This is a genomic window from Tistlia consotensis USBA 355 (assembly GCF_900177295.1).
In the GTDB taxonomy this organism is placed as follows: domain Bacteria; phylum Pseudomonadota; class Alphaproteobacteria; order Kiloniellales; family DSM-21159; genus Tistlia; species Tistlia consotensis.
The window spans coordinates 372,663-397,648 of record NZ_FWZX01000001.1 but is presented as its reverse complement, the minus strand read 5'-3'; the positions used below and the strand labels follow the sequence as shown (position 1 = coordinate 397,648).

The window sequence follows — 24,986 nt, the reverse complement described above, 5'->3', positions numbered from 1 at the left end:
ATGAGCGCTGTCGATACGAGCCCGCGCATCGATCTCGAGGAGGCTATGCGCAAGCTGGAGCAGGACGGCTACGCGGTGCTGGAGAACGTGCTCCGACCCGAGGAGCTGAAGCTCTATTCGGATACCGTCGATCGCCTGATGGCCGAGGAGCGGGCGCATCCGCCGGTGCCCCGGGACGGCCTCGCGGATCCGGAGCAGGACGCCCTGATCCGCGACTACTACCTGGGCCACTACACGGTCAGCGAGGCCGAGGCCGACCGCCTGGTCGCGCGCGCCCGCCACGAGCGCGCCCGCAACCGCAACACCCCCTGGCCGGTGCCCTACGGCAAGGTCTCGAAGAACTTCATCCACCTGCCGACGCTGTTCGACCAGGACCAGTCCCAGCGCGTCTGGCAGATCATCTCCAAGGCGCCGGAGATGGCGCCGGTCGTCGAGAACCCGGCGGTGCTCGGTCTGGTCCGCCACATGCTGGGCGAGGACTGCAACCTGCACGACTACCAGGCAACCAGCATCGGCCCGCACACCGGCGGCGGCGCCTGGCACGTCGACGCGCCGCTCGGCCAGATCCCCGAGCCGCTGCCCGAGTTCCCGCTGATGATCCAGACGGTCTGGCTGCTCGACGACTTCACGGCGGACAACGGCGCGACCCGCGTCATGCCCGGCAGCCACAGGTACCGCAAGTCGCCGACCTGGCTGCACGGCTCGCTGGAGGGCGAGGTCGTGCTGACGGCGCCCGCCGGCTCGGTCGCGCTCTGGCTGTCGAACACCTGGCACCGCTCCGGCCCGAACGACACCGACGGGCCGCGGCGCGCGCTGATCTGCAACTACAACCGCTCCTGGCTGCGCGGCTTCACCGACTTCGTCGCGACGCTGGATCCGGCGGTCGCCGACAGCTTCTCGCCGACCGTGCGCTATCTGCTCGGCTACGGCGCGCGCGCGCCCGAGTGCCGCTAGGCGCATGGAGCGGGAAGCGGGCGCGGCGCCGGCGGTCGAGGGGCGCTGGCGCGAGGACCTGGCGCCGCTGGTCGAGGTCTTCCGCGCCAACTTCGTCCGGCGCGGCGAGGTCGGCGCCTCGCTCTGCGTGATGCAGGAGGGCGAGACGCTGGTCGACGTCTGGGCCGGCGCCGCCGATCCGGAGAGCGGCCGGCCCTGGCGGGCGGACACCGTCGGCGTCGTCTTCTCGAACAGCAAGCCGGCGACCGCGCTCTGCCTGCACCTGCTGGCGGAGCGTGGCTTCGTCTCGCTCGACGACCCCGTGGCCCGCTATTGGCCGGAGTACGCGGCCGAGGGCAAGGACGGGACGACGCTGCGCATGCTGCTCGACCATTCCGCCGGGCTGCCGGCCCTGCGCGCGCCGCTGCCCGACGGCGCCGCCTTCGACTGGCAGGAGATGACCGCGCGCCTGGCCATCGAGGCGCCCTTCTGGGAGCCGGGCACGCGCTGCGGCTATCACGGCCTGACCTTCGGCTGGCTGGTCGGCGAGGTCGTGCGCCGCATCTCCGGGCTCTCCCTCGGCACCTTCTTCCGGCAGGAGGTCGCCGGGCCCCTCGGTCTCGACTTCTGGATCGGCCTGCCGGAGCGGGAGGAGCCCCGCGTCGCGCCGGTGATCCCGCACCGGCCGGCGCATGGCGAGGCGCCCCGGGGCCGCTTCGAGCGGGCGGTGGCCGAGCAGCCGGAATCGCTCTCCGCGCTCTACTTCCGCAACACCGGCGGCTGGCGGCCGAGCGGCTTCAACAGCCGGCGCGGCCGCGCCGCCGAGATTCCGGCCGCCAACGGCATCAGCAACGCCCGCGGCCTGGCCGGGCTCTACGCCGCCCTGGCCTGCGGCGGCCGCGCCGGGGTGCCGCGGCTGCTGAAGCCCGGGACGGTCGCGGAGATCACACAGGTCTCCTCGGCGACCCACGACGACGCGACCCTGCGCGTGCCGACGCGCTTCGCTGCCGGCTTCATGCGCTCGATGGACAACCGTGGCCGCGGCCTGGACAGCGTCGTCCTGGCGCCCGGCGCCTTCGGCCATGTCGGCGCTGGCGGCTCGCTCGGCTTCGCCGACCCGGGCCGGGGGCTCAGCTTCGGCTACACGATGAACCGCATGGGCCCCGGCGTGCTGCTGAACCCGCGCGGGCAGAGCCTGGTCGACTGCCTGGATCGTCTCCTGCCGCCCGGGACCCGCTCCGACTAGCGACCGGCCCGGCGGCACCGGCGCCGTCGCCCGCCCGGTCCAGCGCCTCGATCCCCGGACCGGGCGCAGGCCGGGGAAGGCCGGCGGTCGCCCGGATCCGGATCGGCGTGCCGCGGCGAGCCTGTCCATGCTATTGCTTCGGGCGGCCTGCGGTCCGGATCGGCGCCGGGAGCGCGGGTCGTGGCAGAGGGGCGACCGCACGCCGAGCGGGGACCGCGTTCGCCCGACTCGGGAGGGAACAATGAGAGCGTCTGCGCTGAGTTTCCGAGCCGCCGTGGCCTTCGTCGTGGTCGGCATGGTCTGGGGCATCGTCATGGCGATCTCCCAGGACCATTCCGCCATGCCGGCCCACGCCCATCTGAACCTTCTGGGCTGGGTCTCGCTCTTCCTGTTCGGCATCTACTACCGCCTGCATCCGTCGCTGGACGCCGCCAGGAGCGCGGCCTTGCAGGTCCGGGTCTGGATCCTCGGCACTGCCGTGCTCGCGGTCGGCGTCGGCCTCCTGCACACCGGCCATCCGGTCGGCGACCCGATCGCCGCCGTCGGCTCGCTGGTGGTCCTGCTCGACATGCTGCTGTTCGGCTGGCTGGTCTTCAGGAACGAAGGGGCCGACGCCGACCGCCGCCGCGAGCTCGAGCCGGCCGCGGCGACAGCCGGCAGCTGAGGGGGCGGGCTGCCGCACCGGCGGTCAGAGCCGCTTCATGTTGTCGAGCAGGCGGTTGAGGCCGGTCAGCAGGGCGGTCCGGTCCTCGAAGGAGAAGCCGGCCAGCGCCTCGTCGTAGTACTCGTGGATCGCCGGGCGGATCGCGCGCCAGAGCTCGCGGCCGCGCTCCGAGAGCCGGATGCGGCGCGAGCGGCCGTCGTTGCTGTCGCGCAGGCGCTCGAGGCAACCCTGGTCCTCGAGTCGGGTGACGACGCCGGCGATGTTCTGCCGGCTGACCATCAGGAAGCGCGCGAGATCGCCGACGCTCAGGCCGTCTTCCGCCTGTGGCCGGGACAGCGCGCCGATCACCGCCCACTGCTGCGTCGTCACGCCGAACTCATCCAGGGCCCGCGTGCCGGTTTTATGCATCATGTTGGCAGACTGGTAGAGCCGGAAGAAGATGCGGTTGGCGATCTCGGCCAGCGCGGCTTCCCTGGTTTTCTCAGTGCCGAACTCGCCTTTTTGCTGCGTCATGGGATTCCGTCGCTCCTCTCCGCCTCGGGCTTCCTGACGCCCATATAGGCAATATATTGACATAAATCGTCCGACTGCCCGATGATGGATTCACGGCCGCCGGCAGAGCGGCAAGGAACTACAGGCGGTGGAGGAAATCCAGTGAGGCGGTTCGAGGGACGCTGCGCGGTCGTGACCGGCGGCGGCGGCGGCATCGGCGGCGCGGTCTGCCGCCGCCTGGCCGAGGAAGGCGCGCGCGTCGCCGTCTGGGATCTCGACGCGGCGGCCGCGGAGCGCTGCGCGGCGGCGCTGACGGCGGCGGGCGGCGAGGCGGCGGCCTTCGCCGTTGACATCGCCGAGCGGCCGTCGGTCGACGCCGCGCTCGCGGCGACGGAGGCGCGCCTCGGCCCGGTCGACCTGCTGGTCAACAACGCCGGCTGGGACGTCTTCCGACCCTTCCTGAAGACCGAGCCGGCGCTCTGGCAGAGGATCATCGCGATCAACCTGACCGGTGCGCTCAACACCCACCATGCGGTGCTGCCCGGCATGGTCGAGCGCGGCCGCGGCCGGATCGTCAACGTCGCCTCCGACGCCGCGCGCGTCGGCTCGTCGGGCGAGGCGGTCTACGCCGCCTGCAAGGGCGGCCTGGTCGCCTTCTCCAAGACGCTCGCCCGCGAGCACGCGCGCCACGGCATCACCGTCAACGTGGTCTGCCCCGGGCCGACCGAGACCGCCCTGCTGCAGGGCGTGCTCGACACGGCTGCCGATCCCGCGAAGCTGGCCGAGGCCTTCCGCCGCGCCGTGCCGATGGGCCGGCTCGGGCGGCCCGACGACCTGCCGGGCGCGATCGCCTTCCTGGGCAGCGACGACGCCGGCTACGTCACCGGGCAGGTGCTGAGCGTCTCCGGCGGCCTGACCATGAACGGCTGAGCGGAGGCGAGCAGACGATGGACTATCAGGATATTCTCTACGCGGTCGAGGACGGCGCCGCCTGGATCACGATCAACCGCCCGGAGCGGATGAACGCCTTCCGCGGCCGGACCTGCGACGAGCTGATCCACGCCTTCGGGCGCGCCGGCTGGGACCGCTCGATCGGCGTCATCGTGCTCGCCGGTGCCGGCGAGCGCGCCTTCTGCACCGGCGGCGACCAGTCGGCCCACGAGGGCCAGTACGACGGCCGCGGCACGATCGGCCTGCCGATCGAGGAGCTGCAGACCCTGATCCGCGACGTGCCGAAGCCGGTGATCGCGCGGGTCCAGGGCTACGCGATCGGCGGCGGCAACGTGCTCTGCACGCTCTGCGACCTGACCATCGCCTCGGAGAAGGCGGTCTTCGGCCAGGTCGGCCCGAAGGTCGGCTCGGTCGATCCGGGCTTCGGCACCGCGCTGCTGGCGCGCTCGGTCGGCGAGAAGAAGGCCCGCGAGATCTGGTACCTCTGCCGGCGCTACAGCGCCCAGGAGGCCCTGGCCATGGGCCTGGTTAACGCCGTCGTGCCGGCCGAGGAGCTCGACGCCGAGGTGCGCCGCTGGTGCGCCGAGATCATGGAGCGCAGCCCGACCGCGATCGCCATCGCCAAGCGCTCCTTCAACGCCGACAGCGAGAACATCCGCGGCATCTCCTCGATGGGGATGCAGGCCCTCAACCTCTACTACGCGAGCGAGGAATCGAAGGAGGGCGTGCGCGCCTTCAACGAGAAGCGCAAGCCGGACTTCCGGAAGTTCTCCGGAAGCTGAGCGGCGCCGACGCGGACAGACCAAGAGAAGAGCCGGCGCGGACAGGCAGCCGGCCGAAGGTCCGCCGGAACCGGCGGACCCGTGTATCCGGATCCGGCGCCTCGGCAGAGGCGGCGGACCGGCACCGCAACAGGGAGGAGGCAATGGTGGACAAGAGATTCGAGCTTTCCAGAACGCTCGCCCGGGCCGCGCTGGCCGCGGTCGGGCTGGCCATGGTGGCGGCCGTCGCGGCCGGTCCGGCGCGCGCCGCCGATCCGATCCGCATCGGCCTGGTCGCCGGCATCTCCGGCGCCTGCGGGCCGCTGGTCGACGGCGAGGTCAAGGCCGTCGAGCTCGGCGTCGACCAGCTCAATGCCAAGGGCGGCCTGCTCGGCCGGCCGATCGAGCTGATCAAGCGAGATTCCAAGACCAAGCCCGACGAGGGCGCCAAGCTGGCCCGCGAGCTGGTGCTCAACGACAAGGTCGACGTGCTGACCGGGACCTGCTCCTCGGCGGTGATGCTGGCCGTCTCGGCGGTCTCCAAGGAGCTCAAGACGCCCTTCTACTCGACCATCGGCAACAGCCAGAAGGCCAACATCGAGGCCTTCCAGCCCTACTTCTGGCAGACCCAGGCGCACGCCCTGATGGAGGCCGCCGCCGCGGCCGAGTTCGTCGCCGGCCACGCCGACTGGAAGCGCGTCGTGCCGATGGGCTTCGACTACGAGTGGGGCCACACCTCGGTCGACACCTTCGTCGCGCACCTGAAGCAGCTGCGCCCGGACATGGAGATCGCCGATCCGCTGTTCCCGAAGATCGGCGAGAGCAACATGACCTCCTACATCACCGCGGCGCTGGCGCAGAAGCCGGACGTCGTCTACGCGGCGGTGTTCGGTGGCGGCCTGATCAACCTGATCAAGCAGGGCAAGAGCTTCGGCTTCTTCCAGCGCGCCTCGCTGGTCACGCTGATGACCGTCGACACCATGCAGGCCCTGGCCAAGGACATGCCGGCGAAGGGCGTCTCCGGCTACGCCCGCGCGCCCTTCTTCGAGCTGATGGGCAATCCCAAGGCCAAGGCCTTCGTCGAGGCCTACCGCGAGCGCTACGGCGTCTATCCGGACGACTGGGCGACCTCGAGCTACGACGGCCTGATGTACCTGGCCGCGGCGATCGAGGCGGCGGGCGGCACCGATGCCGACAAGCTGATGGCGGCGGTCACCTCGATCACCGTCCACGGCCTGCGCGGCGACGCGCTGAAGGTGCGCGACTTCGACCACCTGATGAACGCCCCGGTCTACGTCGGCGACGTGACGACGGACAGCCCCTACGGCTTCCCGATCATGAAGAACGTCGTGCGCATCGATGCCGACAAGACCATGCCGTCGAAGGAGCAGGTCGAGAAGCTGCGCGCCGCCGCGCAGTAGCCTCGCTCGAAGGACGGCGGGTCCGCGGCCGCGCCGCGGGCCCGCCCGACTTCCGGTCCCGCGCGTCCAGGAGCAGCGCATGCTCACGGTTCAGATCGTCAACGGGCTGATGGAAGGCATGATGCTCTTCCTGATCGCCTCGGGCCTGACGCTGATCTTCGGCGTCTCGCGGATCATCAACTTCGCGCACGGCTCGCTCTACATGCTGGGCGCCTTCCTGACCTACCAGCTGGTGCCGCTGTTCTCCGACGGCTCGCTCCTGGGCTTCGCCGTCGCCGTGCTGCTCGGCGCCGTCCTGGCCGCGGCGGTCGGCGCGCTCTTCGAGATGGCGGTGCTGCGGCGGATCTACCGGGCGCCGGAGCTGATGCAGCTGATCGTGACCATCGCCCTGGTGCTGATCGTGCGCGACCTGGTGCGGCTCGTCTGGGGACCCAACAACGTCAGCGTCTCGATGCCCGACGCGCTGGCCGGGGCGGTGCAGATCGGCGACAGCTTCTTTCCGACCTTCCAGTTCGCGATCTTCGGCGCCGGCCTGCTGGTCGTCGCCCTGATGATCGCGATCATCCGCTTCACCCGCGCCGGCGTGCTGCTGCGCGCGGCGACCGACGACCGCGGCATGGTCGCGCTGCTCGGCATCGACCAGCGGCGCATCTTCACCGCGACCTTCGCCGCCGGCTCCTTCCTGGCCGGGCTCGCGGGCGGCCTCGCCTCGCCCTTCGGCAACGTCAACTACCTGCTCGACACCGAGGTCATCGTCGCCGCCTTCATCGTCGTGGTGATCGGCGGCCTGGGCAATCTCTACGGCGCGCTTGCCGGGGCGCTGGCGGTCGGCGTCATCAAGTCGCTCGGCGTGCTCTACTTCCCGCGCCTCGCCATGGTGCTGATCTTCCTCGTCATGGCTGCGGTGCTGCTGGTCCGCTCGATGGGGCGGCGGGAGCTGCAGCGATGAGCGCGGCCCGGATCGACTGGCGCATCGTCGCGGCCGGCTGCCTCGCCGTGCTGGCTGCGATCGCGCTGGGCGGGCGGGGCGGCGCGCCGCTGGTCACCGAGATGCTGCTGATGGCGCTCTTCGCCAGCAGCCTCAACCTGCTGATGAGCTACGGCGGCATGGTCTCCTTCGGCCACGCCGCCTTCTTCGGCCTCGGCGCCTACGGGCTCGCGCTCGCCGTCTCGCGCTTCGGCCTGCCGGTTGCGGCCGGACTCGCCTGCGGGCCGCTGCTCGCCGGCCTCCTGGCCCTGGTCTTCGGCACGCTCTGCGTGCGTCTCAGCCACATCTACTTCGCCATGCTGACCCTGGCCTGCGGCCAGATCACCTTCACCGTGCTGTTCCAGTGGTACGACTTCACCGGCGGCGACACCGGCATCACCGGCTTCATGGCGCCGGCCTTCGGCCTCGACGAGCGCTGGTTCGCGGTCGTCGTGCTCGGCGTCGTGGTCGCCTGTCTGCTCGCCCTCTGGCGGGTCGTGAACGCGCCGCTCGGCATCACCATCCGCTCGGTCGGGGAGGACCCCGAGCGGGTCTCGGCCTCCGGGCTCAACCCGCGCCGCGTCCAGCTCACCGCCTTCGTGATCGCCGGCACGCTGGCCGGCGTCGCCGGCAGCCTCTTCGCCGCGCTGCAGGGCAACGCCTTCCCGGACTACGCCGGCCTCGGCTTCACGCTCGACAGCCTGATCATGGTCGTGCTCGGCGGCCTCCGGTCCTTCGGCGGCGGCCTCTACGGCGCGGTCATCTACGTGCTGCTGCGCAACTACGTGCCGCTGCTCGTCACCGAGTGGGAGCTGGTGATCGGCGTCATCCTGCTGCTCGTCGTGCTGTGGTCGCCGGAGGGCTTCGCCGGCGGCCTGCAGCGGATCGGGCGCCGGCTGCGCTCGGAGCCGCGGCCATGACCGCGACCGCCGGCCGGCCGATCCTGGAGGCCGAGGGCGTGGCCCGGCAGTTCGGCCGCTTCGTCGCCCTGGGTGGCGTCGACCTCGCGCTCGAGGCCGGCGAGAAGCGGGCGCTGATCGGGCCCAACGGCGCCGGCAAGTCGACCTTCATCAACGTCGTCGGCGGCCAGCTCGCGGCCAGTGCCGGCACGATCCGCCTGGACGGCCGCGACGTGACCGGCCTGCAGCCGCACCAGCTCGCCCGCAGCGGCCTCGGCCGCACCTTCCAGATCAGCCGGACCTACCGGCAGATGAGCGTGCGCGAGAACCTGGTCGCCGCCTACCTGGTCGCTCGCGGCCACGGCTACAGCCTGTCCCGGGGGCGGCTGCGCGCACTGGCCGCCGAGGCCGAGGCGCTGCTCGAGCGGGTCGGCATCGCCGGGCTCGCCGAGCGCCCCGCCGACGACATCTCGCACGGCGACCGCAAGCGGCTGGAGTTCGCCATGGTGCTGGCCGGCGAGCCGCGCCTGCTGCTGCTCGACGAGCCGACCGCGGGCATGGGCCTCAAGGAGCGCCACGAGCTGATGGACCTGGTCGCCGAGGAGGCGAGCGGCCGCGGCCTGACCCTGCTGTTCGTCGAGCACGACATCGACGTGGTCTTCCGCATCGCCGACCGGATCACCGTGATGGCGCGCGGCCAGGTCTTCGCCGAGGGCACCGCCGACGAGATCGCCGCCGACCGCGAGGTCCAGCGCATCTATCTCGGGGAGGGCCACTGAGATGCTGCGGATCGCGGGCCTGCACGCGGCCTACGGTCACGCCCTGGCGCTGCACGGCGTCGACCTCGAGGTCGATGAGGCCGAGGTCGTCTGCCTGGTCGGGCGCAACGGGGTCGGCAAGTCGAGCACGATGCGCGCGATCGTCCAGGACCTGATCCGGGTCACCGGCGGCACGGTCGAGTACGACGGCCGCTCGCTGGTCGGCCTGGCGCCGGAGCGGGTGATCCGACGCGGCATCGGCTACGTGCCGGAGGACCGCCGGGTCTTCGCCTCCATGACGGTGCTGGAGAATCTCCGGGTGCCGGCGCCGAAGCCGTCGGGGCGCGGCGACGACTGGACCATCGAACGGGTCTTCGAGCTCTTCGCGCCGCTCTCGGAATACCGCCACCGCAAGGCCGGCGTGCTGAGCGGCGGCGAGCAGCAGATGCTGTCGATCGCCCGCTCGCTGCTGACCAATCCGCGCCTGCTGCTGCTCGACGAGCCGCACGAGGGCCTGGCGCCCAAGGTCGCCGACGAGGTGGTCGGCGCCATCGTCGAGCTGAAGCGCCGGGGCGTCTCGATGCTGATCGCCGAGCAGTCGCTGCGCACGATCCGCGCCTGCGCCGACCGGGTCTACGTGATCGACCGCGGCACGACCGTCTTCGGCGGCAGCGCGGCGGCCTTCGAGGCCGATCCCGAGCTCGCCCGCAAGTACCTGACCGTGCAATGAGGCGGGAGGAGGCCGTGACGCGAGGTCCGGACAGCACCGACGACGCCGTCGCCTGGCGGCCCGACGCGGCGACGGTGGCCGGGGCCAACCTGACCGCCTTCCTGGCTCATTGCGGCGTCGCCGACGAGGCTGCGCTCGAGGCCCTCGCCCGGGCCGAGCCGGAGCGCTTCTGGCAGGCCGTGATCGACTTCGCCGGGCTGCGCTTCGAGCGGCCCTGGGAGCGCCTGCTCGACCTGTCGCGGGGCGCCCCCTGGGCGCGCTGGTGCGTCGGCGCCACGACCAACGTGGTGCTGAGCTGCCTCGACCGCTGGCGCGGCACGGCGACCGAGGCCAAGACGGCGATCGACTGGGAGGGCGAGGACGGCAGCCGGCGGCTGATCAGCTACGGCGAGCTCGACGCGGCGGCCGGCCGCGTCGCCGCGGGCCTGGCCGGGCTGGGCCTGGAGCCCGGCGACGTCGTCGGGCTCTACCTGCCGAACCTGCCCGAGGCCGTCGTCGCCTTCCTCGCCGTCGCCCGGCTCGGCGGCATCGTGCTGCCGCTGTTCTCCGGCTTCGGCGCCGAGGCCGTCGCCGACCGCCTGGGCGACGCCGGCGCGGTCGCCGTGATCACGGCCGACAGCGCGCCGCGGCGCGGCCGGCCGGTGCCCATGAAGTCCGTGGTCGACGCCGCCGCCGCGCGGCTGCCGGGCCTGCGCCACCTCGTCGTGCTGCGCCACGGCGCCGGCGCGGTCGACTGGGTGCCGGGGCGCGATCTCTGGTGGTCGGAGCTGGAGGCGCTGGCCGCCGGGCGGACGCTGCCGACCCGCGCCGTCGAGGCCGACGCCCCGCTGATGCTGGTCTACACCTCGGGCACGACCGGCCGGGCCAAGGGCACGGTGCACAGCCACTGCGGCTTCGCCGCCAAGATCGCCCTCGACCTCGGCATCTACCTCGACTTCAAGGCGAGCGACCGCATCCTCTGGATGTCGGACCTGGGCTGGCTGGTCGGCCCGATCCTGATCGTCGGCACGACGCTGCTCGGCGGCACGCTGGTGCTCGCCGAAGGCGCGCCCGACTATCCCGAGCCGGACCGCATCTGGCGCCTGGTCGAGCAGCGGAAGGTCTCCTTCCTCGGCATGGCGCCGACCCTGGCGCGCGCCCTGATGCGCCACGACCCGGCGGAACTGGCGCGCCACGACCTCTCCTCGCTGCGGCTCTTCGCCTCGACCGGCGAGCCCTGGACGCCGGACGCCTGGAACTGGGTCTTCCAGTCAGTCGGTCGCGGCCGCGTGCCGCTGCTCAACTACGCCGGCGGCACCGAGGTCGGCGGCATCCTCGCCAGCACCTTGCGGCGGCCGCTGAAGCCCTGCTCCTTCGCCGGGCCGATCGCCGGCTGCGGCGCCGACATCGTCGACGCCGAAGGCCGGAGCCTGCCGCCGGGCGAGGTCGGCGAGCTGGTCATGCGCCAGCCCAGCATCGGCCTGACCCGCGGCCTGTGGCGCGAGCCCGAGCGCTATCTCGAGTCCTACTGGCGGACCATTCCCGGCCTCTGGGTGCACGGCGACTTCGCGAGCCGCGACGCCGAGGGCTTCTGGTTCATCCACGGCCGCTCCGACGACACCATCAAGATCGCCGGCAAGCGCACCGGGCCGGCCGAGGTCGAGGCCCTGCTGCTGGCCGGCGGCCGGCTCGCCGAGGCCGCCGTCGTCGGCCTGCCCGATCCGGTCAAGGGCTCGGCCCTGGTCTGCGTCTGCGTGCCCCTGCCGGCTGCGCCGGAACCGGAAGCGCTGGCCGCGGAGCTGGAGGCGGCGGTCGTCGCCGGCCTCGGCAGCTCGTTCCGGCCGCGGCGGGTGCTCCTCGTCGAGGAGCTGCCGAAGACCCGCAACATGAAGGTCATGCGCCGCGTCGTGCGCGCGGTCCTGCAGGGCGACGACCCGGGCAACCTCGACGCCCTGGTCAATCCCGAGGCGGTGGCACGGCTGCAGCAGCTGGTCGAGGGACGGGAGGACCGATGGACTTCGGACTGAGCGAGGAGCAGCAGGCGGTCCGCGAGGCCGCCGAGCGCTTCGCCCGCGAGCGCCTGGCGCCGGGCTACGCGGCGCGCGACGGCGCCGGCCTGCTGGACCGGGCGCTGATCCGCGAGATGGGCGCGCTCGGCTTCCTGGCGCCCGAGCTGCCCGAGGCGCTGGGCGGCCTCGGCCTCGATCGCCTGACCAGCGGCCTGGCCATGGAGGCGCTCGCCGCCGGCGACTTCAACATGGCCTACGTGCCGCTGCTCGCCTCGCTGAACGGCCAGATCGTCGCCGAGCACGCCGTCCCCGAGGTCGCCGCCGAGTGGGTGCCGCGGATCTGCGCCGGCGAGGCGATGGTCGCGCTGGCGCTGACCGAGCCGCGCGGCGGCTCCGACGCCGGCAACCTGCAGCTCTCGATGCGCCGCGACGGCAACGACTGGATCCTCGACGGCGAGAAGACCTCGATCTCCTGCGCCGAGCAGGCCGATGCCGCTGTCGTCTTCGCGCGCAGCGGCCGGCCCGACCAGGGCGCGGCCGGGGTCAGCGCGATCCTGGTGCCGCTCGACCGGCCGGGCATCGCCCGCACCCGCTTCGAGGATCTGGGCCAGCGCGCCGTCGGGCGCGGCTCGATCTTCTTCGACGCGGTGCGCGTGCCGGGCCGCTACCTGCTCGGCGCCGAGGGCGAGGGCTTCCGCCAGGTCATGCAGGGCTTCGACTTCTCGCGCGCCCTGATCGGGCTGCAGTGCCTGGCCGTCGCGACGGCCAGCCTGGAGGAGACCTGGGCCTACGTGGCAGGGCGCGAGGCCTTCGGCCGGCCGCTCTCGGCCTTCCAGGGCGTCTCGCACCGCCTCGCCGAGCTCGACACCCAGCTCCAGGCCGCGCGCCTGCTGTGCCTCAAGGCGCTGTGGCTGAAGGACCGGGGGCTGCCGCACACGGCCGAGGCGGCGATGTGCAAGTGGTGGGCGCCGAAGCTCGCCTTCGAGGCGGTGCAGGCCTGCCTGCTGTTCCACGGCCATGCCGGCTACTCGCGCGAGCTGCCCTACGAGCAGCGGCTGCGCGACCTGCTCGGCCTGCAGATCGGCGACGGCACGGCCGAGATCATGAAGACCATCGTCGCCCGGCAGCGCGTCGGCCGCCAGGCGGTACCGAACTGAGCGGGAGGCAGCGATGAAGGCCCTGGTACTGGAGGAACGCGGCGCGGCGGGCCTGGACCTGCGCGACTTCCCGGATCCGACGCCGGCGCCCGGCGAGGCGGTGATGCGGGTCGCCGCCGCCTCGATCAACCGCGTCGACCTCTACATGCGCGACGACGGCCGCGGCATCCGTCACGCGCTGCCGATGGTGCTGGGCGTCGACGGCGCCGGCGAGATCGTCGAGGCGCCAGCCGGCAGCGGCTTGCGGCCCGGCCAGCCGGTCGTCCTCTATCCGGCGGGCTTCTGCGGCCGCTGCCGCTTCTGCCTGGCCGGCGACCAGCCGCTCTGCGAGCAGGTCGCCTATTCCGGCGAGCACCGCCACGGCACCTTCGCGGAATACGTCGCCATGCCGGCCGCCTGCTTCCTGCCGCTGCCCGAGGGCGTCGACCCGCTCGCCGCCGCGACCCTGCCGGTCGCCTACCTGACCGCCTGGCGGATGCTCTTCGGCAAGCAGGCCCTGGGGGCCGGCGAGACGGTGCTGATCATGGGCGTCGGCGGCGGCGTCGGCGCGGCCTGCCTGCAGCTCGCCCGCCTGACCGGCGCGCGCGCCCTGGTCACCTCCTCGAGCGCGGAGAAGCTGGCGAAGGCCGCGGAGCTGGGCGCCGAGGCCGGCATCGACTACCGGCGCGAGCCGGTCGCGAAGCGTGTCCTGGAGCTGACCGGCGGGCAGGGCGTCGACCTGGTGATCGACAACGTCGGCGAGGTGAGCTGGGGCGACTCCCTGCGCGCCGTCCGGCGCGGCGGCCGCATCGTGACCTGCGGCGCGACCACCGGCGACCAGCCGCCGGCCGACCTCAGGCGCCTGTTCATCCGGCAGATCGCGATCTTCGGCTCGACCCTGGGCAGCGTCGAGGAGTTCCGCCGGCTGCTCGCGGTCGTCGCGGCGGGCGACCTCGCGCCGGTGATCGACCAGGTCCGGCCGCTCGCCGCGTTCCGCGAGGCCTTCGGGCGGGTCGAGAGCGGCAGCCAGTTCGGCAAGGTGGTGCTGCGCGTCCCGTGACGCGCGGAAGAGACGGCGCCGGTCCGAGACGGCGCCGCGGAGAAAAGAACGAAAGAACGGGGAGGATGAGACGATGGAGTTCGATCCGGTGCTGATCGCGCCGCGTCGCCGGCAGATGCGCGCGCAGGGCTTCTGGCCCGACAGGACGATCAACGACTACCTCGCGGCCTGCCTCGCCGAGCGGCCCGACCAGGAGGCCCTGGTCGGGACGAACAGCGTGAGCGGCGAGGAGACGCGGCTGACCTACCGCCAGCTCGCCGAGCGCGCCGAGCGGATCGCCGGCGGGCTGGTCCGGCTCGGCATCGGGGCCGGCGACGTCGTCTCCTACCAGCTGCCGAACTGGTGGCAGTTCACCGCGCTCTATCTCGCCTGCGCGCGGATCGGCGCGGTCGCCAACCCGCTGATGCCGATCTTCCGGCACCGCGAGCTGATCTTCATGCTCGGCCTGGCCGAGAGCCGGCTGCTGGTGGTGCCGCGGGTCTTCCGCGGCTTCGACTACCAGGCGATGGCGAAGGAGGTGCAGGCCGAGGTGCCGACCCTGGAGCGGGTCGTGGCGATCGGCGATCCCGGTCCCGAGGGCTTCGAGGCCGTGCTGATGGCCGGCGCGCCGGTCGCCGGGCCGGCGCCGACCGGGCCCGACGACGTGACCCAGCTGCTCTACACCTCCGGCACGACGGGCGAGCCGAAGGGCGTGATGCACAGCTCGAACACCCTGATCTCGAACCTGCTGCCCTATGCCGAGCGGCTCGGCCTGGGCAGCGGCGACGTCGTGCTGATGGCCTCGCCGATGGCGCACCAGACCGGCTTCATGTACGGCCTGATGATGCCGATCCTGCTCGGCGCCCGGGCGGTGCTGCAGGACGTCTGGGAGCCGAAGCGCGCGGCCGCGCTGATCGCCGCCGAAGGGGTCAGCTTCACCATGGCCTCGACGCCCTTCCTCAACGACCTGGCCGAGGCGGTCGTCGCCGGCGGCCTGTCGCTGCCGAGCCTGCGCATCTTCCTGGCCGCCGGCGCGCCGATCCCGCGCCCGCTGGTGCAGAAGGCCAAGGAGGGGCTGGGCGCCGCCATCGTCTCGGCCTGGGGCATGACCGAGAACGGCGCGGTCACCACGACGAAGCTCGACGATCCGGAGGAGAAGGCCGCCAACACCGACGGCTGCTGCCTGCCGGGCATGGCCGCCAGGGTCGTCGACGCCGGGGGCCGGGAGGTGCCGCGCGGCGAGGAGGGCCGGCTGCTGGTGCGCGGCTGCTCGCTCTTCGCCGGCTACCTGAAGCGCCCGGAGTGGAACAACACCGACGCCGAGGGCTGGTTCGACACCGGCGACCTGGCGCGCATGGACGCTGAGGGCTACATCCGCATCTCGGGCCGCGCCAAGGACATCATCATCCGCGGCGGCGAGAACGTCCCGGTGGTCGAGATCGAGGGGCTGCTGTTCAAGCATCCGTCGGTCGCGGCCGTCGCCATCGTCGGCTTTCCGGACGCGCGCCTCGGCGAGCGCGCCGTCGCCTTCGTCACCCTGCGCGAGGGCACCAGCCTGACCTTCGGGGAAATGACCGAGTTCCTGGCCCAGCAGCGCATCGCCCGCCAGTACCTGCCGGAGCGCCTGGAGATCGTCGAGGAGCTGCCGCGGACGCCGAGCGGCAAGGTCCAGAAGTTCAAGCTGCGCGAGGTCGCGCAGGCCTTCTCCCCGACGACCGCCTGAGGCGGCCGCCTCCGGCAATCGCCGCACGCCGCGCGGGCCGGCTACCAGGCCTGCCTGCAGTCGGTGATGACCCACGGCGGCATGGGCTACGCCAAGGAGTACCAGGTCGAGCGGCTGCTGCACGAGGTGCTGGTGACGCGCCTCGCGCCGATCAGCGAGCAGCTGATCCTCTGCTACATCGCCGAGCGCGTGCTCGACCAGCCGAAGTCCTACTGACCGCCGCCCGGCGCCGCCAAGCCCGTCAGGACGGGCGATGCAGCTCCTCGATCTCCCGGGCGACGAGCTCCTGCAGGCGCCAGAGATTGCGGTCGTGGATGCCGTGCTCGCGCAGGTGCGTGACCGTGTTGAAGAGGTATTCGGCGCAGGAACCGACATGCCCGCAGGCCCGCGCCAGGGTCCAGGCGACCTCCTCGAGCGGCAGCCGGCTGGCGATCCGCTCGCCCTTGGGGCCGACCCAGAAGGTCAGGGCGCGGGTCCGCCCCTCGGCGGTATGGACCGGCAGCCAGCGCACCATGTCGGCCGTCTCCCGGAACCGGACCTCGCGGAACAGCACGCGGCGGACCTGCTGCTCGCGCCCCTCCTCGGGCAGGCGGTAGATCACGCCGTCGCAGCGTCCGCCCCGCTCCAGCGCCATCATCAGGCCGGGCTGCTCCGGCGACCCGCGCCAGCGCCGCATCCTCATGCAGAAGGAGCGGTGCCAGCCGTAGGCCGTGGCGCGCTGGTGCGCGATCGCGTCGAAGTCGGGCTTCCAGATCAGCGAGCCATAGGCGAAGACCCAGAAGGGCCGGTCACCACACTCCTCGTTGTAGCGGCGGGCCAGCTCGTCGAGCTCCGCCTCGGTCAGCAGCGTGCGCCCCGGCTCCGGTCCCAGGTCCGGCTCCGGCCGGATCGTATGGGCCACCAGGTCGGCCGAGAGGGCCATCCGGCGCGCCGCGCGCCGTCCACCGCGAGAGGTATCAGCCATCGTCGCTCCGTCTTCCTGCAGGCCACTCGGTCGCGGTTGCGCCTCGCCGCCGCCGCGCCTCAGGGCTTGTCGGGGTCCTCCGCAGGGCGCCGCCTCAGCGCGATCCAGAAAGACAGCTGTGCGATCAGGCCGGCCGCCGTCAAGACCAGGGCGGCCGAGAGGGCGTGGTCGCTGCCGATGCTCACGAGGCTGGTGCAGAGCGCGCCGACGGCCATCTGGGCGGCGCCGTAGAGGCCCGAGGCCGAGCCGACGACGTGGGGATTGACGCTGATCGCCTGGGTCAGGGCGGCCGGGGAGGCCGTGCCGGCGCCCAGGGTGAAGACGAACATCGGGCCGATCGTGAGGGCGAGGCTCAGGTGCCCCGACAGCGCGGCGACCAGCAGCACGGCGGCCGCGACGACGCTGAGCGCGTTCGCGCCGACCAGCAGACGGCCGATCGGCAGGCGCGTGATCAGGTGGCTGGCCACGGCGCTGCCGACCCAGACGCCGAGGATCAGGATCGCCAGGCTGACGCCGACCTCGTAGGTCGGCCGGTGCAGCTGCTCGACCAGGATGAAGGGCACGGCGGCGACGAAGCCGTAGAGCGAGGTGGTCGCGCAGCCGCCGCCCAGGGCATAGCCCAGGAAGGCGGGCGACTTGAGGAGCCGGAGGTAGTTGCGCGCGACGCCGGCGCCGCCGCCGGCCGTCGCCTGGCGGGTCTCCGGGAGCAGCCGCCAGGTCAGCGTGAGGTTGGTGATGCCCAGCAGGCAGAGCAGCAGGAAGATCGACCGCCAGCCCAGCTCGGTGGCGAGGAAGCTGCCGACGATCGGTGCGAGCCCCGGCCCCAGCGTGACCATCAGGTTCATCAGCGCCAGGCGCCTTGCCGCCTCGCTCGGGGCGGCGGTGTCGCGCACGATGGCGCGGGCCAGCACCAGGCCGGCGCAGCCGCCGAGCGCCTGCAGCAGCCGGAGTGCGATCAGCGAGGTCGCGCCGGGCGCCAGGGCCGCCGCCAGGCTGGCCGCCGAGTAGATCGTCAGCCCGACCATCAGCACGGAACGGCGGCCGAAGCGGTCGGCGAGCGGCCCGTAGACCAGCTGCCCGAAGGCCAGGCCCAGGATGTAGAGGCTGATCGTCATCTGCATCGCGGCCGGCGTGGCGCCGAGATCCGCCGCCGCGATCGGCAGGGCGGGCACGAAGATGTGCATGGCCAGCGTGCCGGTGAAGGTCAGCACCGCCAGCAGCCAGAGCGGCACGCGCGAGCGCGGCGCCATGGCGACCGCGAAACCGCCGGAGACCTCGCCCCCGACGCTCATTTCGCGGCCTCCTCGCACGCCGGCGAGAGCACGTTGCAGATGTGCTCGAGCACCCGGAAGGTGGTCTCGATCTCCGCGTCGGACAGCTCGGCCAGGGCCGCCTCGCGGACCTGGCGCGCGACCGCCTCGACCTGCGCCACGGTCGCCTGGCCGTCCGGCGTCAGGACGATGGTCTTCGCCCGGCGGTCCGTGTCGTCCTCCCGGCGCTCGAGCAGGCCCGCCTTCTCCAGGCAGTCGAGCAGCCGGACGACGGCCGAGCTGTCGAGCGACAGCGAGGCCGCGAGCTCCTTCTGGCGCATCGGCTTCGGCGAGCGCGAGACGCGCAGCAGCGGCAGCCAGGTCGCCTCGGTCAGCCCGTAGGGCCGCAGCCCCTGGTCGACCGACCGCCGCCATTGGCGCGCCGCCCGCGCCAGCGTCGAGCCGAAGACTCCGCGGATCGTTTCCTGCCGTGTCGGCACGGCCGCCTCGTAATAGATGACTAGTCATCTATTGTTATCTCATCGAATGACCGGCAGCTAGCGAATCGCCGCAGGGCTGCCCGGCTTGCAGGTCGGGGCGGGCCGCAGCAGTTCAGACCGCCGACCGCCAGAAGACCTGCCGCCGACCTGCGCGAGGCGACGAGTGGCGGGGCCTGGCGGGGCGAGAACCGTGAGGGGCGTGGCCTGACCGGGGGCAGCCTGCACTCTATCCGCGACGCTTCCGATCCTCGCCGGATCAGTCGCCCGTTTCATACTTGTGCGAATGGATTGACACCCATTTTCTGCCTTTGATTATTCGACTAATATTAAATGACTGTAATATTGCTCTCATTGAAAGCGGTCTGGAGGGCGCCATTTCTTCGAGACAAGCAATTCAGACGGTCGGTGATGGTGCGTCCCGCCGCGGCGCAGGGCCTCGCGGCCGGTTCGGGCGAGGCGACGACTGCAGTGGGACCATCCGGTCGACGGCCACGCCGAGATCGACGGGCACCGCGCGGGACTGTCGGCGGGTAGGGAGCAGAGATCGATGCAGATGCCGGATCGACGGACCGGGGCGAGCCGCGGCGCAGACCGCCGACCGAATGGCCGAAGCTCCTTCGACTGCGTCGCGCTGCTGCTCCAGGGCGGCGGAGCGCTGGGCGCCTATCAGGGCGGTGTCTACGAGGCGCTGGCGCAAGCCGATCTTCACCCGGACTGGGTGGCCGGCATCTCCATCGGCGCCATCAACGCGGCGATCATCGCCGGCAATCCGCCCGAGCTGCGCGTCGAACGGCTGCGCGCGTTCTGGGACCGCATCACCGGCCACCCGCTCGGCGCCTGCGCGGAGCCGCTGCTCGGCGCCGGCGGGTCGCTGAACGGCGTCGGAGAGGCCGCGCATCGCTTCTTCGACCGGCTGAGCGCCTTCCACGCCCTCACCGCCGGTACCCCCGGCTTCTTCAGGCCACGCTTCCCGCCGCCCTGGATCGTGCCGGGTGGCCGTCCCGAAGCCACGAGCTTCTACGACACCTCCTCGCTCGGGACGACGCTCGAGAGCCTTGTCGATTTCGATCGCATCAACAGCGGGGCGATGCGCTTCAGCGTCGGCGCGGTCAACGTGCGGACCGGGAACTTCGCCTACTTCGACACGACGACCCACACGATTCGCCCCGAGCACATCCTGGCGAGCGGCGCCCTGCCGCCCGGCTTTCCGGCGATCGAGATCGACGGGGAGCACTACTGGGACGGCGGCCTCGTCTCGAACACGCCGCTGCAGTGGGTCGTCGATTCGGAGCCGCGCCGCGACATGCTCGCCTTCCAGGTCGATCTCTGGAGCTCGCGCGGGAAATTCCCGCTCGACCTGACCGACGTCGCGGTCAGGCAGAAGGAGATCCAGTTCTCCAGCCGCACCCGGGCCAGCACGGACGGGCTGAAGCACATGCAGAAGGTCCGCTCGGCGCTGACCGCCCTGCTGCCCGAGCTGCCCGAGGCCCTCCGCGAGTCCGCCGAGGGCAGGATGCTGGCCGAATTCGCCGACCAGAAGGTCTACAACATCGTGCAGCTGGTCTATCGGTCCAAGCACTACGAGGGGAACACCAAGGACTACGAGTTCTCCCGTCTCAGCATGGCCGAGCACTGGCGCGCGGGCCACGAGGATGCGCTTCGGGCACTGCGGAACCAGGCAATCTTCGAACGGCCGGACCGGTCGGAAGGCTTCCGCTCCTTCGATTTCGGCTTCGCCGACAGCCGCCGTGCCGACGGCGACGCCGCCCCCCGGCACGAGGAGAGCCGTCGATGAAGCAGGACGAGGTCCTGAAGCGCGCCTTCGCGATGCCCCTGACCAGCCCGGCCTATCCGCCGGGCCCCTACCGCTTCGTCGATCGGGAGTTCTTCGTCATCACCTACCGCACCGATCCGGACAGGCTGCGCGCGCTCGTGCCGGAGCCGCTGGTCGTCGAGGAGCCGCTGGTCAAGTACGAGTTCATCCGGATGCCCGATTCGACCGGCTTCGGCGACTACTGCGAGACCGGGCAGGTGATCCCGGTCTCGCTGGACGGCCGCAGGGGCGGCTACAGCCATTGCATGTTCCTCAACGACGAGCCGCCGATCGCCGGCGGCCGCGAGCTCTGGGGCTTTCCGAAGAAGCTCGCCAATCCGAGCCTGCGCACCGAGATCGACACGCTGGTCGGCACCCTCGACTACGGGCCGGTGCGCGTCGCGACCGGAACCATGGGCTACAAGCACCGGGAGGCCGACCTCGACGCGGTGAAGACCTCGCTGCAGGGGCCGAACTTCCTCTTGAAGATTATCCCCCACGTCGACGGCACGCCGCGCATCTGCGAGCTCGTCGAGTACCGGCTGGAGGACATCGTCGTGAAGGGCGCCTGGACCGGGCCCGGCGCGCTGTCGCTGATGCCCCACGCCCTGGCCCCGGTCGCCGAGCTGCCGGTCCTGGAGGTGGTCTCCAGCATCCACATCGTCTGCGACCTGACCCTGGGACTGGGCAAGGTCGTTCACGACTACCTCGAACAGTGACGATCCCGAAGCACGACGGGACGTTCGCCCACCACACGGGAGCCCAGGACATGCGCATGCAAGGCAAGGTCGCCGTCGTCACCGGCGCGGCGAGCGGTATCGGCAAGGAGATCGCCCGGACCTTCGTGCGCGAAGGCGCCAGGGTGGCGATCGCCGACCTCAACCAGCAGGGCGCCGACGCGACCGCGGAGGAGCTCGGCGGCGCCGGGGTCGCCGCCGGCGTCGCCATGGACGTCACCGACGAGCAGCAGGTCGAGGCCGGCATCGCGAAATCGCTGGAGGTCTTCGGACGGATCGACGTGCTGGTCAGCAACGCCGGCATCCAGACGGTCTTCCCGATCGAGGACTTCCCCTTCGCGAAGTGGAAGCAGCTGCTCGCGATCCACCTCGACGGCGCCTTCCTGACGACGCGGGCGGTGCTGCGCCACATGTACGCCCGCGGCGGCGGCGGCAGCATCATCTACATGGGCTCGGTCCACTCCAAGGAGGCCTCGCCGCTGAAGGCGCCCTACGTCACCGCCAAGCACGGCCTGATCGGCCTGGCCAAGGTCGTCGCCAAGGAGGGTGCCGCGCACGGCGTGCGCGCCAACGTCATCTGCCCCGGCTTCGTGCGCACCCCGCTGGTCGACAAGCAGATTCCGGAGCAGGCCAAGGAACTCGGCATCTCCGAGGCCGACGTGGTCAAGGACGTGATGCTGAAGGACACGGTCGACGGCGAGTTCACGACGGTCGAGGACGTCGCCGCGGCGGCGCTGTTCTTCGCCGGCTTCGAGACGAACGCCCTGACCGGGCAATCCCTGGTGGTCAGCCACGGCTGGTTCATGCAATGACCCGCTGCGGCCGACGGGGGGCGGGTCAGTAGGTCCTGGACAGGTAGTCGACGATCGCCTGGACGTCGGCCTGCTCGACCGGCGCGTGGTAGGTCCTGATCATCTTCTGCACCTCGGCGCTCCAGAAGGCCGCTCCGCGGTGCGGCGGCTGGGTGCCGATGTAGTCGGCCGAGTGGCAGAGGCTGCAGTTGGCTTCGGCGGCCTCGACGCCGGGTCCCGGGCGGAAGGCCGCGGTCTCGTCCGGCAGGCTGTAGCTGCGGGTCTCCGCCCGGGCCGGACCGGCGGCGAGGGCGAGGCCGAGGGCGGCGAGCAGCAGGGTCCTGGTCTTCATGGCCTGCTCCCTCACGCCGCGACGACGCGCGTCGTCTCGACGACGTTGCGCCTGTAGCCGGAGGGGTTCCACAGCGGCTCCAGCGGCTGCGACTCGCCGATCCGGTTGGTTGCCTTGACCAGCAGGCGGTGCTCGCCCCTCGGCAGGCGGACAGAGGCCGTCCACTGGCGGAAGGAGTAGCGGCCGAGGTCGTCGCCCAAGGCCGCGCTCAGCCAGGAGCGGCCACCGTCGGCCGAGAGCTCGACCTCGGCGATGCCGTAGCCCCCGTCGAAGGCGATGCCGCGCAGAGCGAGCGGGCGATCCGCCGGCACCGTTTCGCCGTCGGCGACGCTGGTCACGAAGGAGCGCACGTCGAAGCGATTGATCGGCACCGTCTTCGCGGCCTTCCGGCCGGGCTCGGTGCAGGCGTTGTCGGGGATGCGGTAGGCCGGGTCCATCCAGAAGCTCTCGAACTCATGATCGAGCACGGTGATCGCGCTCAGGTGCTTGACCCAGTAGGTGCCGTACCAGCCCGGCACGATCAGGCGCACCGGATAGCCGTTGAGCCAGGGCAGCTCCGCGCCGTTCATGGCGTAGGCGATCATCACCTCGCCGTCGCGCGCATGGTCGATGTCGAGCGCCTTGGCGAAGTCCGGCGTCTCGGGCAGCACCGGCCCGTCGAGGCCGTCGAAGGAGACCTGCACGGCGCCGGCCCGGACGCCGGCCCTGTCGAGCACGGCCTTGAGCGGGACGCCGGTCCAGCGGGCGTTGCCCATGGCGCCGTTGCCGAGCTGGCCGCCGCCGACGCGCGGCTCGAAGAAGCCGCGGCTGTTGCCGGAGCACTGGTTGACCGCGACCAGCTCGAGCGGCTCGAAGCCGCTCTTCAGCTCCGCGAGCGACAGCGACAGCGGCTGGTCGACCCTGCCCCCGACCGCGATCCGGTAGGCATCTGGATCGATCTCCAGCGGGATGCCGGCCAGGTGGTAGCGCACGAAGAAGGCGTCGTTCGGCGTGATCACGCTCTCGTCGAAGACCGCGAAGGGCGTCTCCAGCTGCGGTGGCCGTTCAGTCAGGCCGATCAGCGGCCGCTTGCCGGGATAGCGGACCAGCGGCCGCTCGCCGTTGGCGAAGGGCAGGGTGACGCCGTCGGCCGCCAGCGCCGCCAGCGCCGGCGCGGCCAGTCCGCTGCCGACGCCGAGCGCCGCGGCGCCCGCCGACTTCAGGACCTGTCGTCTGCTCAACATCGGATGAGTTCCTCTCGGGAGGCTGTCTCTGTCTGGAAGGAGACAGCCGAGGGGGCGGGCCTATTCCCCGGCGATCCCGAGAAATCTCCGGGCGGGGGGAATGAACGGGGGTGGTGCGCGGTCAATTCCCCAGAGGCCGACGTCCCGCCGGTCCCTCTCCAAGGAACGAGCCCCGTCATGACGACCGTCCTGCCGCCCTCCGATCCCGGCGGCCTCTCGCGCCTGCCTGCCGCGCTGCTGGCGGGCGGCATCGCGATCGCCGCCAACACGGCCCTGCTGGCGCTGGCCGACCGCGCTGGCCTGGTCACCGCCCACGGCGGGCTGCTGCGCCTGCTCCAGCTGGTCGCCGGCCGGGCCGCCGCCGCGGCCGGCCTGGCGGGACCCTGGAACGGCCTGCTGCTGCCCGCCACCTCGGGCGCCGTCTTCAAGGTCGGCTTCCACCTGGCCGTCGGGCTCGTCATGGCGCTCGTCTACGGCTTCGCCGCCGAGCCGGCGCTGGCCGGACGCCCCTGGGCCAAGGGCCTGCTCTGCGCCGTCGCGGTCTGGTTCCTCAACGCGCTGATCGTCCTGCCGGCGATCGGCGAGGGCCTGGCCGGATCGCGGCATCTCGAGGCGGCCGGCATGATCGGCTTCGCCGCGATCCATACCGCCTTCTTCCTGATCCTGGCGCCGCTCTACGCCCGGCTGCGCGGCACCCCGCGGCCCGCCTGAGCCGGGCCGGCCGGCGGCATCAGCCGGTCGGGTCCAGCAGCCCGAAGACGGCCACCAGCGCGAGCGCGGCGGCCCCGAGGGCGAGCTCGGCCAGGGCGCGCCTGCCGATCGATCCGAGCGCGGCCTCGTGCCCGCCGGCGAGGCGCGGCATCAGCAGGTAGCGGTTCGACAGGGCCAGGCCTACCATGACGGCGACCAGCGCGACCTTGGCGACGAGCAGGACCTGGTAGGGCGACGACCAGTCGGTCGGCCAGCGGCCGAGCACGAGCGCCGTGTTGGCCAGCCCGGTCGCGATCACCAGCGCGACGGCGCCGTGCCCGGCGGTCGAGAAGCGGCGCAGCGCCAGCTCCGCCTGGCGGCGCAGCGAGGGCTCGCGCAGCGCCGCCAGGCACGGCGGCAGGACGGCCAGCGCGCCCAGCCAGGCGCCGCCGGACAGGACGTGCAGGGCCTCGTTGCCGGCCTGGACGGTGCCGCGCGCGCCTTCGTCGGCCGCCGCATGGCCGGACAGGGCGAGGCTCGCGAGCAGCAGGCCGGAGCAGGTCGCCACGATCGCCCAGGGCCGCCCCACGGCGAGGACGGGCCGCCTCGTCGTGAGGAAGCCGGCCGCCAGCAGCCCGCAGAGCGCCGCGCGAGCCAGCCAGACGGAACCCAGCGAGGTGTCGAACAGCAGCGCCGACAGCAGGTCGAGGTCGAGGGCGGAGTGCCATGCTCCGCCGATCTGCGCGGCCTCCAGCGGCAGCCAGAGCAGCGTGGCGACCGGGACCAGCACGACCGCAGCGCGGAGCGTCGGCCCGAGCCGCGGGGCGAGCGCGCCGCGCAGCGTCGCGGGGGCGAGTACCGCGAGGAACAGGCTGGCGCCGAACAGCAAGGCTCCGGCGGCGTCGAAGGTCAGGCGGCAGAGCGCGAGAGCGGCGATCGGCCCGGTCACGACCTGCCG

General features: G+C 72.2%; 25 protein-coding genes and 1 pseudogene. 19 read left to right on the top strand and 7 right to left on the bottom strand.

The features are described from left to right. The 3 genes from B9O00_RS01820 to B9O00_RS01810 all read left to right on the top strand — a co-directional run bounded on the left by B9O00_RS01820 (position 1) and on the right by B9O00_RS01810 (position 2,843). Positions 1-954 carry a phytanoyl-CoA dioxygenase family protein gene (locus tag B9O00_RS01820; protein ID WP_085120710.1) on the top strand — a complete coding sequence of 318 codons (954 nt, stop codon included), beginning with the start codon at positions 1-3 and terminating at the stop codon, positions 952-954. A gap of 4 nt (positions 955-958) precedes the next feature. Further along, a complete protein-coding gene (locus B9O00_RS01815) occupies positions 959-2,179 on the top strand; it encodes a serine hydrolase domain-containing protein (RefSeq protein WP_085120709.1) in 1,221 nt (406 codons plus the stop codon). 274 nt (positions 2,180-2,453) lie between these two features. Next, on the top strand, positions 2,454-2,843 hold the full coding sequence (locus tag B9O00_RS01810) for a hypothetical protein (RefSeq protein ID WP_200808371.1): 390 nt from the start codon (positions 2,454-2,456) through the stop codon (positions 2,841-2,843). A gap of 24 nt (positions 2,844-2,867) precedes the next feature. Here the strand turns inward: B9O00_RS01810 and B9O00_RS01805 are convergent, their stop codons facing one another. Further along, entirely contained in the window at positions 2,868-3,356 is a 489-nt protein-coding gene (locus tag B9O00_RS01805; RefSeq protein WP_085120707.1) for a MarR family winged helix-turn-helix transcriptional regulator, read from the bottom strand. Between the two features lie 141 nt (positions 3,357-3,497). Between B9O00_RS01805 and badH the strand changes: the two genes are divergently transcribed. From badH to B9O00_RS01745, 12 genes and pseudogenes are all read left to right on the top strand, one after another. Continuing rightward, entirely contained in the window at positions 3,498-4,265 is a 768-nt protein-coding gene (gene badH / locus B9O00_RS01800; protein WP_085120706.1) for a 2-hydroxycyclohexanecarboxyl-CoA dehydrogenase, read from the top strand. A 17-nt stretch (positions 4,266-4,282) separates the two neighbouring features. Then, positions 4,283-5,068, top strand: a complete 786-nt coding sequence (gene badI / locus B9O00_RS01795; RefSeq protein WP_085120705.1) for a 2-ketocyclohexanecarboxyl-CoA hydrolase — start codon at positions 4,283-4,285, stop codon at positions 5,066-5,068. Between the two features lie 143 nt (positions 5,069-5,211). Next, a complete protein-coding gene (locus tag B9O00_RS01790; RefSeq protein WP_085120704.1) occupies positions 5,212-6,468 on the top strand; it encodes an ABC transporter substrate-binding protein in 1,257 nt (418 codons plus the stop codon). Positions 6,469-6,547: 79 nt separating this feature from the next. Further along, the gene (locus B9O00_RS01785; protein WP_159460061.1) at positions 6,548-7,417 is read left to right on the top strand and encodes a branched-chain amino acid ABC transporter permease; all 870 of its coding nucleotides are present in this window, start codon (positions 6,548-6,550) and stop codon (positions 7,415-7,417) included. After that, positions 7,414-8,355: a branched-chain amino acid ABC transporter permease gene (locus B9O00_RS01780; protein ID WP_085120702.1), complete on the top strand. Its 942-nt coding sequence runs from the start codon at positions 7,414-7,416 to the stop codon at positions 8,353-8,355. Before B9O00_RS01785 ends, B9O00_RS01780 begins: the two co-directional genes overlap by 4 nt. Further along, complete coding sequence (locus tag B9O00_RS01775) at positions 8,352-9,113, top strand: ABC transporter ATP-binding protein (protein ID WP_085120701.1); 762 nt, start codon at positions 8,352-8,354, stop codon at positions 9,111-9,113. Before B9O00_RS01780 ends, B9O00_RS01775 begins: the two co-directional genes overlap by 4 nt. A gap of 1 nt (position 9,114) precedes the next feature. Beyond that, a complete protein-coding gene (locus tag B9O00_RS01770) occupies positions 9,115-9,822 on the top strand; it encodes an ABC transporter ATP-binding protein (RefSeq protein WP_085120700.1) in 708 nt (235 codons plus the stop codon). A 14-nt stretch (positions 9,823-9,836) separates the two neighbouring features. Beyond that, positions 9,837-11,828, top strand: a complete 1,992-nt coding sequence (locus B9O00_RS01765) for an AMP-binding protein (RefSeq protein ID WP_200808370.1) — start codon at positions 9,837-9,839, stop codon at positions 11,826-11,828. Further along, the gene (gene aliB, locus B9O00_RS01760) at positions 11,813-12,967 is read left to right on the top strand and encodes a cyclohexanecarboxyl-CoA dehydrogenase (RefSeq protein ID WP_085120698.1); all 1,155 of its coding nucleotides are present in this window, start codon (positions 11,813-11,815) and stop codon (positions 12,965-12,967) included. The genes B9O00_RS01765 and aliB overlap by 16 nt, the downstream gene beginning before the upstream one ends. Before the next feature lie 13 nt (positions 12,968-12,980). After that, positions 12,981-14,006 carry a zinc-binding dehydrogenase gene (locus tag B9O00_RS01755; RefSeq protein ID WP_085120697.1) on the top strand — a complete coding sequence of 342 codons (1,026 nt, stop codon included), beginning with the start codon at positions 12,981-12,983 and terminating at the stop codon, positions 14,004-14,006. A gap of 73 nt (positions 14,007-14,079) precedes the next feature. After that, complete coding sequence (gene aliA, locus B9O00_RS01750; RefSeq protein WP_085120696.1) at positions 14,080-15,708, top strand: cyclohexanecarboxylate-CoA ligase; 1,629 nt, start codon at positions 14,080-14,082, stop codon at positions 15,706-15,708. Positions 15,709-15,747: 39 nt separating this feature from the next. Beyond that, positions 15,748-15,924 (top strand): annotated as a pseudogene (locus tag B9O00_RS01745) (acyl-CoA dehydrogenase family protein); the annotation flags it as partial. 25 nt (positions 15,925-15,949) lie between these two features. On the opposite strand, the gene B9O00_RS01740 reads toward B9O00_RS01745, so the two are convergent. From B9O00_RS01740 to B9O00_RS01730, 3 genes are read right to left on the bottom strand one after another with little or no spacing between them, the layout of a single operon-like run. Continuing rightward, positions 15,950-16,672 (bottom strand): gamma-glutamylcyclotransferase, encoded by a 723-nt coding sequence (locus B9O00_RS01740; RefSeq protein WP_200808369.1) that lies wholly within the window; start codon positions 16,670-16,672, stop codon positions 15,950-15,952. Positions 16,673-16,731: 59 nt separating this feature from the next. Further along, positions 16,732-17,964 carry a multidrug effflux MFS transporter gene (locus B9O00_RS01735; protein ID WP_218822762.1) on the bottom strand — a complete coding sequence of 411 codons (1,233 nt, stop codon included), beginning with the start codon at positions 17,962-17,964 and terminating at the stop codon, positions 16,732-16,734. After that, positions 17,961-18,422, bottom strand: a complete 462-nt coding sequence (locus B9O00_RS01730) for a MarR family winged helix-turn-helix transcriptional regulator (protein ID WP_179243905.1) — start codon at positions 18,420-18,422, stop codon at positions 17,961-17,963. Before B9O00_RS01730 ends, B9O00_RS01735 begins: the two co-directional genes overlap by 4 nt. Positions 18,423-18,969: 547 nt before the next feature. Here B9O00_RS01730 and B9O00_RS01725 point away from each other — a divergent pair. Genes B9O00_RS01725 through B9O00_RS01715 form a run of 3 tightly spaced genes read left to right on the top strand, consistent with a single transcriptional unit; the run spans position 18,970 to position 21,784 of the window. Continuing rightward, the gene (locus B9O00_RS01725) at positions 18,970-20,217 is read left to right on the top strand and encodes a patatin-like phospholipase family protein (RefSeq protein WP_235017010.1); all 1,248 of its coding nucleotides are present in this window, start codon (positions 18,970-18,972) and stop codon (positions 20,215-20,217) included. Continuing rightward, complete coding sequence (locus B9O00_RS01720; protein WP_085120694.1) at positions 20,214-20,954, top strand: acetoacetate decarboxylase; 741 nt, start codon at positions 20,214-20,216, stop codon at positions 20,952-20,954. Before B9O00_RS01725 ends, B9O00_RS01720 begins: the two co-directional genes overlap by 4 nt. A 50-nt stretch (positions 20,955-21,004) precedes the next feature. Then, entirely contained in the window at positions 21,005-21,784 is a 780-nt protein-coding gene (locus tag B9O00_RS01715; protein ID WP_085120693.1) for a 3-hydroxybutyrate dehydrogenase, read from the top strand. A 25-nt stretch (positions 21,785-21,809) separates the two neighbouring features. Here the strand turns inward: B9O00_RS01715 and sorB are convergent, their stop codons facing one another. Together sorB and sorA are read right to left on the bottom strand one after the other, a co-directional pair. Then, positions 21,810-22,115 carry a SorB family sulfite dehydrogenase c-type cytochrome subunit gene (sorB, locus tag B9O00_RS01710; protein ID WP_085120692.1) on the bottom strand — a complete coding sequence of 102 codons (306 nt, stop codon included), beginning with the start codon at positions 22,113-22,115 and terminating at the stop codon, positions 21,810-21,812. Positions 22,116-22,126: 11 nt separating this feature from the next. Beyond that, positions 22,127-23,338: a SorA family sulfite dehydrogenase catalytic subunit gene (sorA, locus tag B9O00_RS01705; protein ID WP_085120691.1), complete on the bottom strand. Its 1,212-nt coding sequence runs from the start codon at positions 23,336-23,338 to the stop codon at positions 22,127-22,129. Between the two features lie 177 nt (positions 23,339-23,515). Between sorA and B9O00_RS01700 the strand changes: the two genes are divergently transcribed. Continuing rightward, a complete protein-coding gene (locus B9O00_RS01700; protein ID WP_085120690.1) occupies positions 23,516-24,049 on the top strand; it encodes a hypothetical protein in 534 nt (177 codons plus the stop codon). Positions 24,050-24,068: 19 nt separating this feature from the next. On the opposite strand, the gene copD is transcribed toward B9O00_RS01700, so the two are convergent. Then, a complete protein-coding gene (gene copD / locus B9O00_RS01695) occupies positions 24,069-24,977 on the bottom strand; it encodes a copper homeostasis membrane protein CopD (RefSeq protein ID WP_085120689.1) in 909 nt (302 codons plus the stop codon). Between the last annotated feature and the right edge of the window lie 9 nt (positions 24,978-24,986).